General features: G+C 40.2%; 11 protein-coding genes. 9 read left to right on the top strand and 2 right to left on the bottom strand.

Annotated features, from left to right (window positions below):
- Positions 1–93 precede the first annotated feature (93 nt).
- The 7 genes from OCU78_RS06245 (at position 94) to OCU78_RS06215 (ending at position 6,180) form a co-directional block, all read left to right on the top strand.
- Entirely contained in the window at positions 94–783 is a 690-nt protein-coding gene (locus OCU78_RS06245; RefSeq protein ID WP_137372682.1) for a DUF3334 family protein, read from the top strand.
- A 364-nt stretch (positions 784–1,147) separates the two neighbouring features.
- Positions 1,148–1,837: a DUF2786 domain-containing protein gene (locus OCU78_RS06240; RefSeq protein WP_137372681.1), complete on the top strand. Its 690-nt coding sequence runs from the start codon at positions 1,148–1,150 to the stop codon at positions 1,835–1,837.
- Positions 1,838–1,963: 126 nt separating this feature from the next.
- Complete coding sequence (locus OCU78_RS06235) at positions 1,964–2,632, top strand: OmpA family protein (protein WP_137372680.1); 669 nt, start codon at positions 1,964–1,966, stop codon at positions 2,630–2,632.
- 58 nt (positions 2,633–2,690) lie between these two features.
- Positions 2,691–3,695: a tetratricopeptide repeat protein gene (locus OCU78_RS06230; protein ID WP_137372679.1), complete on the top strand. Its 1,005-nt coding sequence runs from the start codon at positions 2,691–2,693 to the stop codon at positions 3,693–3,695.
- A 168-nt stretch (positions 3,696–3,863) separates the two neighbouring features.
- Positions 3,864–4,052, top strand: a complete 189-nt coding sequence (locus OCU78_RS06225) for a hypothetical protein (RefSeq protein WP_137372678.1) — start codon at positions 3,864–3,866, stop codon at positions 4,050–4,052.
- 421 nt (positions 4,053–4,473) lie between these two features.
- On the top strand, positions 4,474–4,878 hold the full coding sequence (locus OCU78_RS06220; RefSeq protein ID WP_137372677.1) for a hypothetical protein: 405 nt from the start codon (positions 4,474–4,476) through the stop codon (positions 4,876–4,878).
- A 198-nt stretch (positions 4,879–5,076) separates the two neighbouring features.
- The gene (locus OCU78_RS06215; RefSeq protein ID WP_137372676.1) at positions 5,077–6,180 is read left to right on the top strand and encodes a phosphoribosylaminoimidazolesuccinocarboxamide synthase; all 1,104 of its coding nucleotides are present in this window, start codon (positions 5,077–5,079) and stop codon (positions 6,178–6,180) included.
- Between the two features lie 122 nt (positions 6,181–6,302).
- Here the strand turns inward: OCU78_RS06215 and OCU78_RS06210 are convergent, their stop codons facing one another.
- Positions 6,303–6,680 carry a transporter gene (locus OCU78_RS06210; protein ID WP_137372675.1) on the bottom strand — a complete coding sequence of 126 codons (378 nt, stop codon included), beginning with the start codon at positions 6,678–6,680 and terminating at the stop codon, positions 6,303–6,305.
- Positions 6,681–6,882: 202 nt separating this feature from the next.
- Positions 6,883–9,255, bottom strand: coding sequence for a helicase-related protein (locus OCU78_RS06205; RefSeq protein WP_137372674.1), 2,373 nt, complete (start codon positions 9,253–9,255; stop codon positions 6,883–6,885).
- 184 nt (positions 9,256–9,439) lie between these two features.
- Here OCU78_RS06205 and OCU78_RS06200 point away from each other — a divergent pair, with 184 nt between their 5' ends.
- Both OCU78_RS06200 and sbcB read left to right on the top strand, forming a co-directional pair.
- Positions 9,440–11,128, top strand: coding sequence for an NAD-dependent malic enzyme (locus OCU78_RS06200; RefSeq protein ID WP_137372673.1), 1,689 nt, complete (start codon positions 9,440–9,442; stop codon positions 11,126–11,128).
- 384 nt (positions 11,129–11,512) lie between these two features.
- A complete protein-coding gene (gene sbcB, locus OCU78_RS06195) occupies positions 11,513–12,937 on the top strand; it encodes an exodeoxyribonuclease I (protein ID WP_137372672.1) in 1,425 nt (474 codons plus the stop codon).
- Positions 12,938–12,960 lie beyond the last annotated feature (23 nt).

The following is a 12,960-nucleotide window of genomic DNA, read 5'->3' as shown; positions in this document are numbered from 1 at the left end:
CAAGAATGAAAGAAATGGTCTCTTTCCTCTTATTTTATCAGGAAGTATACTGAATAACATTTCGTTAATACGAACCCTCAAGAGCATATAACAATGAAAAAAAACAAGACAGTCACAACAGAAGATATCCTACTTAAGCTTTGCCAATCGGTATCTGGCGTACTGACTTCAGCCACTGCTTCTCAAGTATCGTATTCAGCTATGGTTCAAAAGATTAACAAAACTAGCCTTAAGCCAGACTTTGGTTGCTTTGTATTATTTGATGGTGGTTTCTCTGGTTTGGTGGTAATCAATTTCACATCAAAAGCCGCATTAGAAATTTACACAAACTACATGCGTAACATGGGCATGCCAGAAGACGAACTTGCTGTACTTCATACCTCAGATGAAGTTGGCGACGTTTTAGGCGAGTTAATGAACCAACTTGTTGGCGATTTCACCAATAAAATTCGTAAAGAACTACAAACCAACATTACGCAAAACCAACCAAAGATGCTGGCTTTAAACAAGCAAGTAAATTTGTCTGTTGATACCAACCTAGATCGCCCTCAAGCGAGACGCGTAACATTCTCAACAGCAAACAACAATATCTTCTACCTTGAACTTGCAATGGATAAAACTGAGTTTATCCAACTTGAAGAATTTGAAGTTGCTGAAGATGAATGTCCAGACAGCATTTTAGAAGCAACACAAAAGCAAATGCAGGCTACAAATAAACAGGAACCAGCTGAAACAAGCAAGAATGATTCAGCTGCGGACCTGCTTGATGAGCTTGGTATTTAATTCCAAAGCTAAGCTTCTCATAAGTTCTTAGTTCTTTAGCATAAGCGCTTTATTAAATTACTATTCTACAAAACGCCATCCACAACATGTGATGGCGTTTTATTTGTCCCCTGACTGAGGCTCTACTTTTTACTCAATCCCTTGCATTGTCACTCAAACTTCCTACCTAACACACAATATAATCACTTTTAAAATCATCAGCTAATCGATTTGTCCTGTACTTCAACATTTATACTTTCCATCCCTGATAAGTACAAATTTGCGTTTACTCTTTTCACCTCTCAATAGTTAGGGCTTTCTGTTATTAACGAAAACAGGTAAAATGTCGGACTTTTCTAAATTTGCGGAAATGAATAGTTAGTCGATGGATAAGAAAAAAGCTCTTAAAAAAATTGCTAAATGCCTTGAATTAGGTAATTCAGCGAACGTAAATGAAGCGGCCAATGCGATTAAAATGGCCCATAATTTAATGCTTAAATATGGTCTTGAGAAAGACGATATTGAATTCATCAAGATGGGAAAAACCCAGTCTAGCCATTTATTACCAGCAAATATCAGTTCGACAGTTTTGCGTGTTATCCGCGGCATCAATACCAAATTTGGTGTTGAAGCGGTTTTGCTCAATCATAAAGGATTAAAGCGTGTTGAGTTTATCGGTGAAGCAGACCGAGCTATTTTTGCCGCTTTTGCTTTTGATATTGTCTACCGTGAATTGAATGAACATACCGGTCAATTTAGAAATGGATTTGCAGGTTCTGGAACCAGCACCTTGGAAGTGACACGTCGTGTAAATTCGTTTGTTTCGGGTTGGGTTGAAGGCGCACTTGAAAAGCTACCCACTATCACTCCAGACGACGAGTCCAACAATAAAATCAATAACTATATTGATAAAGAATTTAAAAACATCGATCGTGAAACATTTAAACAGCAGCTACGTGAAGCAATGAAGAACTTAACAGCTGATTATGAGGTTGGATTAAAAAAAGGGCGGAAACTGTCTGTTAATCGTCCAGTTGCAGGGGCGCAAGCCGCTAAACGCATAAGTAAAGCTTAACCAAAACTTTACAATGTCTAGCCTCATTGTTATACAGAATAATATGTTAGCCATAAGCAACAATATTTTGACCATAAGAAAGGTTATTTATGGCTAGACACAGCATTATTATACGGAGATTAAAACTTGAAAAAAATCACTCTCGCACTTGCTCTTACCATCGCCTTGACTGGTTGTCAGGCTACTCAGCGTCAAAACGCAACAACTGGTGAATCTGAAACAAACTCTGCAACAACAGGTGCTCTAATTGGTGCTATTGCCGGCGCGGTTGCAGGCGCAGCTACCGGTGATGATTCTAAAGATCGCCGCAAACGCGCACTTATTGGTGCTGCTGCTGGTGGTGCTGTTGGTGGTGGTGTTGGATATTACTTCGACCAGCAAGAACAAGCTTTACGTAATGAGTTATTAGATTCAGGCGTGCAAGTAGAACGTGTCGGTGAAAACCAATTATTGCTTCGCTTAGAAAATGGTATTGGCTTTGAGTCCGGCTCTTATGCTCTTGAGCCAAGCATTCACAAAACGCTACGTGGTATTTCTCGTATTCTTGTTGAATACCCAGATACCAGCTTAGTCATTGACGGCCATACTGATAGCACTGGCAGCGAATCATTAAACCAAATTTTATCAGAGCGTCGCGCTGAATCGGTTCGTTCATTCTTCATCTCACAGGATGTTGCCCCTGGACGTGCTATTGCACGTGGTAATGGTGAACGTTACCCAATATGTGATAATAAAACTTCTCAAGGTCGTTCTTGTAACCGCCGCGTAGAAATTCAGATTCTTCCTCTGAAATAATCAAAAAGGCTCAGTATCATTACTGAGCCTTTTTATTAGAATTAGATAATTATTTATTATGTCAATAATAGTACGAATCATCACCGCTCTATTTTTTTTCTCCGCTTCTTTTACACAAGCAGACACGATTACTGGTTTGACTGAAAAAGCGCAACAGCAAGATCCCCAATCTCAATATTTGCTTGCTCAATCGTATGATCTTGGAGTTGATGTAGAAGCAAACGCTGACAATGCTTTTTACTGGTATTCTCAAGCTGCTGAAAATGGTCATATAAAAGCTCAATTAAAACTGGCTAACTTTCTTGCGTCAGGAATAGGAACAGAGAGAAACCCACAAGCCGCTATTCGCTGGTATAGCCAACTTGCCAGTAGAGGTAACCCCACAGCACCACTAGAACTCGCAAAGATTTATGAGCACTACCCTTCCTCAACATTAAGCCCTCTTGATTTAGCTGAAGTATGGTATCAAGTTGCCACTTATTACGATGACAAGGCTCAAGATGGCTACAGCCGTGTATTAGAAGCGAAGTTTAACGCTAGGCGTGAGAAGCAGATATCAGAAATCGAACAGCTCAATAGTGCCTTTAGTGAAGAAGAATCATCAGATGAACTAATTGATCCAAATCGAGCACCAACTTCAGCCCCCTTGCTGGTCACCTCTGACTATTTATCAATATCTGCATTATTGATATTACTTTGTGGGTTAGCCATCACTGTCACAAAGGTCCGCGCTAAACGCTCACACAAAGAAAATGAACAAAATCAGGCATTAGAAGCTCAGATCAAATCCAAAAACTTCACTATTAAACAACAGAAGCGCCAATTAGAAGCAATGTTCCGGGAAGTCAAAAAATATCAAGCTTCTAAAGATGTCCAAAAACTAAAGATTGCTTGCGCACTATTTGGCTATAGCGCGAATTCTATTCCACCTCCTAAGTCGATAAAAATTAGATATAAGCAATTATCAAAAATTTACCACCCAGATCTGCATGGAAGTGATGATGAGATGAAACGATTGAATGCGTCTTTAAAAACCATATTACAAAATGTTACCAAAAAGTGAATTTAAGATAGGGTAAATTACTCAATTTCTCCTTTACTCTTATTTTTATTAGCCTAGCAAACGATATCGCTCTCAAAAACGAGTAACAAAGAATTAACTTTTAATGTCTAGTTGTGTCATAATCTGCCGCGAAAATACACCTGACATATACAGGTGAGGAGATTTGATATGTTCACAATTGAAGGCATTTGTGATTGGTGTAAGCAGCCAAGCCTAGTAATGAAGCATGATTATCTTGATGGAAAACACCATCACTCATGCGAAAAATGTAATGACTTAGCAACAATGGACGTTCGCCAATTCAATATCGGCGAATTAGAGATGAGATCGAAACTTTCTCAAGTGAATCTAAGATAAGTCATCGAAACAAGCATTAGTACCATAAGACATAAAAAAGCGCCTTGAGCGCTTTTTTGTGTTTTGGCTCAGAATTAAGTGCTGTACTCGCCAGCTCAACACAAACTATAAATTTCAAGCATAACCACTATCTCCCAAAAAAATCTAGATAGCTTTTCTCAAACTACTGTACAGCCTCCAAAAGTACTGTATAGCAAGCGAACTACTGTATAGATTTAAATCTGCAGTATGCCTTCTATCACATTTCACCTTAATCATACCTTTCCGATTAATAATAAATATCCATTAAAAATCAAACACTTAACTCGATAACCCACTAACCATCATAAAATAGCGATTATTTTAACAGCAAAAACTGCTTGATCTTATACACAACAAAAACTACTGTATACACATACAGCATGTATATAAGGACAGCAAAATGATTCAAGCACACGTTAAGACTCAAAACCCTAGCCAGCTATTTCACTGCTCATTAACTTCTTCAATTCGATCTTCGCATAAAAGCAATCACTCGCTTTTCTCAAGAATCGCTTTGCTGTCTAATCAACAACAATGGCTTCTTTTTACCGCTGAGACACCACGCCCTGAGGCTTCGCAGTTAAGAAAGCACAACGTCTGCTGTGAACGAGTCATTCATATGAAGCCATCTCAAGTTTGCTCTGAAGCGGAAATAGTCAAAAGAGCCATCCTTTCAAGAAATGCGAGTGCTATTGTGGCAAGTAATAACATCAGCCAATTTGAACAAGCCCAATTAGTAAAATTAGCGACTCAGTACCAATGTGAAGTGTTTTTCGTTTCATCTGAACAAGACCGTATCCACTAAATTTATTCAACTTTTAGAACCTGCCTTTTTAGCCTCTATTCGCGCATATCGCGGATAGAGTTTTTTTATTATAAAAAAACAATAGCAAACGTTTGCTTTTCATGTGGCAGCAAAAATTAGTTTGGGTATAATGCCCGTCTAATCTCGTGCGTACTCGCACTCTCTGTATGACGTTTGATAAAAGATAGGAATGTCTAAATGAGCCTCGCTGATCAAGTTCTTGCCGTAAATGATGATCTACCAATTCGTACTAACAAACCTGTCCATAGTGGCAAAGTTCGTTCTGTTTATTGGTTAACCGAAGAAGATAGCCAAAGACTAATCCAAGAAAAAGGTTATGACGTAGCACCTGATGCACCCTTAGCTATCATGGTAATTAGTGATCGTATTTCGGCTTTCGATTGTATATGGCGAGGTGAAGGGAATTTAAAAGGAGTCCCTGGGAAAGGTGCAGCACTGAATGCCATTTCGAATCATTGGTTTAAATTATTCCAAGATAATGGTTTAGCTGATAGCCACATTCTCGATATTCCTCACCCGTTCGTGTGGATAGTTCAAAAAGCTCGTCCAGTCATGATTGAAGCGATTTGCCGTCAATACATCACAGGTTCAATGTGGCGAGCTTATGCTAATGGCGAACGAGAGTTCTGTGGCATTGGAATGCCAGAGGGCTTAGAGAAAGATAAGAAGCTACCAGAACTACTTATCACTCCATCAACTAAAGGTATTCTCAAAGGTATTCCAGGTGTTCCTGAAGCCGATGACGTTAATATCACCCGTCAAAACATTGAAGATAACTATCAAGCATTCAACTTCACTAAGGCAAGTGACATTTCGCATTACGAAAAACTGCTGAAGGAAGGGTTTACTGTTATCAGCCAAGCACTGGAAAATGTTGAACAAACATTTGTTGATACAAAGTTTGAATTTGGCTATGTCAATGATGCTAAAGGCAATGAGAAGCTGATTTACATGGATGAAGTGGGTACACCTGACTCATCTCGTATTTGGGATACTTCAGAATATAATAACGGTAAGATTGTTGAAAACTCTAAAGAAGGGTTCCGTCAGTTCCTACTAAACTACTTCCCTGATCCAGATATTCTTCTCAATAAAGAGCGCATGCCAGAACGTGAAGCATTAGCTCAGAACAATGAATTACCGCTTGATGCTTTAATGTCTGTATCTCGAACTTATACTGATATTGCAGAAAAAATCACTGGTAATAAGATCGTTCTTAGCGAAAATCCGAAGCAAGAGATTGTGGATATTCTGCGTTCGCAATACGATTTGATTGACTAAGCACCATATGACTAAGTGCTAGAAAGAAACAAATAAAAAAGGACCTCATTTATGAGGTCCTTTCAGTATTCAATTAGGCTATATTCAAGTATTGATAAGCGAAGTCTTTATAAGGACAATACTTATAAGCGAATCGTAAACTCTTCTAATGATTTATTAGCAATGACAAGGTGACTTTTCGATTCAATATACTCAATCTGCTCATCTTCTAGCGAGTAAGGCATCACTACTTTAAGTTCGTTTATCCCTTCCAGCTTCGCCAATTTAAGTAAAGTCACAATATTAGACTCATCACTTTTACGAGATGACATAGACTTTAAAGCCATTTGCCAAAGTCTGTCCTCTGGCGTCGACAATTCTTTAATGCTATCTCGCCAAACGGTACTAAACACCGGCGCAATCGTGGTCAGTGCTTCTAAAAACGTCCATTTTTTATTACAAGAGGCTCCAAGAAAAGTAGTGTAATCAAATTCAACACACGTCTCTTTTTGTTTGTCCATATCGTCCCCCGACACATTGGCAACACAATATACTTAATATCTACGAACTCTTTCCATATAGCAATAGGATATAAGAGAATGGTCTTTTATGCCCTTTAATTTGATAGAAAAGACATATAAAAAGCAAGGCTGTAACAAACTGTGTACGGAATAATCATATCTAACATTATTTGTTTAATATTTCACAGCAAAAACTAAACGACTATTTGATATCAACTATTTTACTCGCTTTCTTATACTGAATTCTCCACCCTTTCCACGTTGGTAATTCCCACCGCTTAGGAAGCGTTTTCCTTATACCACTTTTATGAATAACATAAACCAGCTTTTTACTTACTAAGTATTCTACCGAGAGTTGAAGATCACCCAAGCATAAATCGAAAGGATACTTTTGAGTGAAATCTTCATATTCCCAATAAGGAATGCCATCGAACAAAATATCTTCTTTTGAAAATAAACTTAAGTCTTCAGGAGATTCAACCCCTAATAAATTGAGTTGTTCGACTAACCAATTATCAAATGTTAAGCCTTGTACCTCGTCAGTATTTTTAACTGCTTCACTCAAACCTAAAGCCACATAAAGTTGCCAATATTTGATTTCTTGCCTTCTCAGCTTTGCTAAACCAGGCAGGAGCAGATCTTGGTTCACCAATTCAATGATCGGCTTTAATGAAAGCTCGCCTTCCGCTTCAAGTAATCTCGTCGCGATTATTTTTCCGGCATACATAAGCGACATTTCTGTATGTACTGTATTGCTTTCTACAATAGTACCTCCCTGATGCCACTGACCTATTTCAGCTTCACTAAGTAATGAAAGTGGTAGCGGAGCGGTGACAGTAGCGAGTGTGAGGGTTTGTTTAACTCCTCGCCCCGGTAAGCTATGTGTATCAAAGACAAGCATCGCTTCTGAAGCATTTGGTAATCGGCTTTGGCGACCAAGTAAGACTTCCAATATTTCATTTGAGAAAGCTTCTTTTCTTTTAGCTCTTCGAACAAACACTAGCTCAGGATGTAATTCCATAATCTCTTTTAATAGTAGCTGGCGCTGGTATCTAGAGGCAGCTTCAATTTGAGGTAATTCAAAAACCTCACGCATCTGCTTTGCTAAGCCTTTTGCTTCATTTAACGCATTGGTATCTATTTGGATATGTGGGTACGTACCTCCACGAACTAAACCAATCAATAGACTCATATCGCAGCCGTTTTTCTCTACCAAAGCCAATTCTTGCAATGCTTCACTATTTGAAGGTAACTGATACAAATTTGCCGGAACAGATAACGCAGCGGTTAAGTCTATCATGGCTTCTTTTAGAGACTTTTCACTGATTCGAGTAACAATATCGGCATACAACGCATCAATGGGTAGCGGTGCAATTTTTAAACCATGCTCAGTTATCTTTCCTTCATGATCTACCGCCTCCATCAGCAACAATGCCTGCTTGGCTTGTTCTACTGAACGCTCAGGTAAGGGGTTTAGGAAGTTCAATTTTTGTAGCGGGTTACCACAAGCTGCAGCAGTAAGCATGGGTTCTATTAGCTCTTCACGCTGAAGCTCTGGTGGAGTCATTAATTCCAGAGCGGCATGTTCACCATAAAGACGAATACATAAACCATTCATCATACGTCCCGCTCGACCCGCTCTCTGTTTTGCACTCGCTTTAGAAATGGCTTTAAGGCTCAACGCTGTGCGTCCATTCCTTTGTACGGTCCTTCTTTCTAGACCTGAATCAATCACTACCCCGACATTCGGAATCGTTAGGGATGTTTCCGCGACATTAGTGGCTAAAATAATCTTTCTTTTCTCATTCACGGTAAGCGCCGTGTGCTTTTCTTCATCACTGACGGAAGCATGCAGCTTTACAATGAGCAAATCGTAGAGTTGTCGATCGTTGAGTTTCTCCAGCATCTGAGCACACTGGGTGATTTCTTTCCTTCCTGGCAGAAAGACTAAAATATCTCCAGTGGTATGCTCTATTTGTCTTTCAACCTCAGCTTGTACATTTTGCTCAATCGAACGTATGTCTGGTAAATGTCGCGAGTCTCTTGCTCTATATTGGTATGACACCTCAAATACACGACCTGCACATTGTATTCGTTGTCCATCAATATAGGCGGCAAGCTTTTCACCTTCTATTGTCGCTGAAGTAACAATCAATCGATGGCTTTTATTCTCTTTTAATAGTGCCACCAGCAAATCGATATCCCATCGACGTTCATGAAACTCATCCACCATCACTATGTCAAAGTGCTTTAATCCATCGTCAGCAAGCCAGCGTAATGCCACACCAGGCGTCACAAATACCACTTCAGTATCTGGTGAAAATTGAGCCTCTAATTTAATAGCGTAACCAATTTTTTCACCTAAAGCGCAACCTGATTGCTCAGCAAGATAAGTAGCAAGTGAAGTACACGCAATTCGCCTGGGTTCAACAACAAGAACTCGACCGTGTTCTGCAGCCCATATAGGCAAACGAGTGGATTTGCCTGAACCCGTCTCAGCCTCTACCACCAAGTGATTATTTTGTATTAACTGAGTGAAAGTGGACTTGTGTTCATCAATAGGTAATTCAGACATAAATGGAATGCGAAGCTTGAAAAATGTGAGCAGAGTATACCGAATTCTCTTAATGAATTTCGATAAGTGTGGCGAGTGAACGAGAATGCCATTTTCTCATGTTGAAATACGTAGAAGTTGTTTACAATTGAATAACTAAACCGTTATCATTTTTCGGTTTTCTTTCTCCCACATTAGGCACCCAATGAACAACGATAAACGCCCTCTTTATATTCCTTATGCAGGTCCTGCTTTATTAAGTACTCCACTTCTTAACAAAGGCAGTGCATTCTCGGCAGAAGAACGCAGCTCTTTTAACCTTGAAGGTTTGTTACCAGAAACAACCGAGACAATTCAAGAGCAAGTTGAACGTGCATATAAGCAATATCTCAGCTTTGAAAATGATATGGATAAACATATCTACTTAAGAAACATCCAAGATACGAATGAAACACTTTTTTATCGTTTAGTTCAAAATCACATTTCTGAAATGATGCCTATCATTTACACGCCAACCGTTGGCGCAGCCTGTGAAAACTTTTCTAACATCTACCGTCGTGGTCGTGGTTTGTTTATTTCATACCCGAACCGTGAGCGTATCGATGACCTTCTTAACAATGCAACGAACCATAATGTAAAAGTTATTGTGGTCACGGATGGCGAACGTATTCTTGGTTTGGGAGACCAAGGCATTGGCGGAATGGGGATTCCAATTGGTAAGTTAGCTTTGTATACGGCTTGTGGCGGTATTAGCCCAGCCTACATGCTACCAATTGTGTTAGATGTTGGTACAAACAACCCTCAGCGTCTTGCTGACCCAATGTACATGGGCTGGCGTCACCCTCGTATCACAGGTGCTGATTACGATGCGTTTGTTGAAGAATTTATTCAAGCCGTGCAACGTCGCTGGCCAGATGCATTAGTTCAGTTCGAAGATTTCGCACAAAAGAATGCAATGCCACTGCTTGAGCGTTACAAAGATCGCATCTGTTGTTTCAACGATGATATTCAAGGTACAGCAGCTGTTACTGTGGGTTCTTTACTTGCTGCGTGTAAAGCCGCGGGCAGTCAACTTTCTGATCAACGCGTGACTTTCTTAGGTGCAGGTTCTGCAGGTTGTGGTATTGCTGAAGCTATCATTGCTCAAATGGTATCTGAAGGTATCAGTGACCAACAAGCACGCTCTCAAGTTTATATGGTTGACCGTTGGGGCTTACTACAAGAAGGCATGCAAAACCTGCTTGATTTCCAACAGCGTCTTGTACAAAGCAATGCCAATACTAAAGATTGGGAAAGTGAAGGTACCGGCTTCTCACTGCTTGATGTTATGCGCCATGCTAAACCAACCGTTTTAGTGGGTGTTTCTGGTGCGCCAGGCTTATTCAGTAAAGAAGTCATTCAAGAGATGCATAAGCATTGCGAACGCCCTATCGTGTTCCCTCTATCTAACCCAACGAGCCGTGTTGAAGCAACACCGAACGACATCATCCGTTGGACTGATGGACAAGCATTAGTAGCAACAGGTAGCCCGTTTGAACCAGTTGTTCATAATGGTACGACTTACCCTATTGCGCAGTGTAATAACAGCTACATCTTCCCTGGTATTGGTTTAGGTGTGCTAGCAGTAAACGCATCTCGAATCACTGATGAAATGCTGATGGAATCAAGTCGTGCGTTAGCAACATGCTCACCACTTGCAATTAACGGTAGTGGCGCGCTTCTTCCACCATTAGAAGAAATTCACCTTGTTTCGAAGAAAATTGCATTTGCTGTAGGCAAAAAAGCAATTGAGCAAGGCGTTGCTTTAGAGATTACCGATGAAGCGTTACAACAAGCGATTGATCAGCACTTCTGGCAACCAGTTTACCGCCGTTACAAGCGAACTGCGTTTTAATCTAACAGATTGATTACTAAGCTCATTTAAGTGATCACTAATCAAACGGATAAGAGTGCTCGACTGTAGTTATTACTTATTATTGATAGTAATTAATATTGTTAGTGCTTCAATATCACAGCCCAATCATTACTTACTCTTTGTAAACGAATGATTGGGCTTTTTAATATCTAAAATAGAGTGCGCTTTTCAACTAACTCTCTATTTGACTCACATACCGGAGCGCTTTTTAAATAACCATAAATCACAGAAGCGGGCTAGAAGACGGGCATTTTTCTTAAATTTATTAAGAATCACCCTTGCACCGCTGCCGCATACTATCAGATACTTAGCAAAACTAACCTTCAGTCACAGTAAATCCACATTTACTGTTCAGGATACTCAATGAGCTCAGATAACCAGCCGACATACTTCTTTTTCGATTATGAAACTTGGGGAACTAGCCCAGCTAAAGATCGCCCAAGCCAATTTGCTGGTGTACGTACCGACCAAGATTTTAATATCATCGGTGAGCCATTGGTGATTTATTGTCAGCCACCTTCTGATTATCTCCCTGCTCCTGAAGCGGCGTTAATCACAAGAATTACTCCGCAAAAAGCTGCTACGCAAGGTCTTCCTGAGCCTGAGTTCATCGCACAAATACACGCAGAGCTCGCCAAACCTAATACCACTAGCCTTGGCTATAACAGCATTCGGTTTGATGATGAAGTGACTCGCTATACTTGTTACCGAAACTTTATCGACCCTTACGCGTGGAGCTGGCAGAACGGTAATTCTCGTTGGGATTTGCTTGATGTTATGCGTGCTGTCCATGCGCTTCGACCGGGTGGTATTGTGTGGCCAGAAAATGAAGAAGGTTACCCAAGCTTTAAACTTGAGCATCTCTCTAAAGCTAATGGTATTGAACATGAAAATGCTCACGATGCCATGGCTGACGTAATCGCAACCATTGAGCTCGCTAAAAAGTTAAAAACGGCTCAACCTAAGATGTACGATTACTTATACAACATGCGACACAAGCGTAAAGTAAATGAGCTGATTGATATTGTAAACATGACACCATTAATGCACGTTTCGGGCATGTTTGGCCGTGATTGCAACTACACTAGCTGGGTCGTACCTGTTGCTTGGCATCCGGTGAACAAGAATGCGGTTATTGTGGTTGATCTTGCAAAAGATCCATCTCCACTGCTTGAACTGGATTCTGATGCTCTACGTGAAAGGCTTTACACGAAACGCAGTGAATTATCAGAAGATGAACTGCCAGTTCCAATCAAGTTGGTTCACTTAAACAAATGCCCAGTGATTGCCCCTGCTAAAACTTTGACGGCTAATAATGCCGAAACAATCGGCATTGACAGACAACAATGCTTAAAAAATCTAGCCATTATTAAAGACAACCCAGAAATAAGAGAGAAGCTGATAGGCTTGTATACAGTCGACAGGGACTATGAAAAAAGTGACGATGTCGATACTCACTTATACGACGGTTTCTTTTCTCCTGCAGACAAGGCAGCCATGGATATCATTCGTGAAACCGATCCAAACAATCTCGCGGCACTTGATATCAGCTTCAATGATGCTCGCATTGAACCTCTGCTATTTCGTTATCGTGCAAGGCACTTCCCATTAACTCTCAATGAGAATGAGCAACAACGCTGGGCTAACCACTGTCGTGATTTTTATGAAACACGAATTGAGGAGTACATGCTAAATCTTGAAAATCTAGCTCATGAACATGAGAGTGATGAGAAGAAAATGGCGATTCTCAAATCTGTTTACCAATATGTTGAAAAGCTTGTTAGCTAGCACTCTGACCATTCCAAACCACA

It is taken from the genome of Vibrio gallaecicus (assembly GCF_024347495.1).
Taxonomy (GTDB): domain Bacteria; phylum Pseudomonadota; class Gammaproteobacteria; order Enterobacterales; family Vibrionaceae; genus Vibrio; species Vibrio gallaecicus.
The sequence above is the reverse complement of the archived record's forward strand: the minus strand, read 5'-3'. Positions and strand labels throughout refer to the sequence as shown.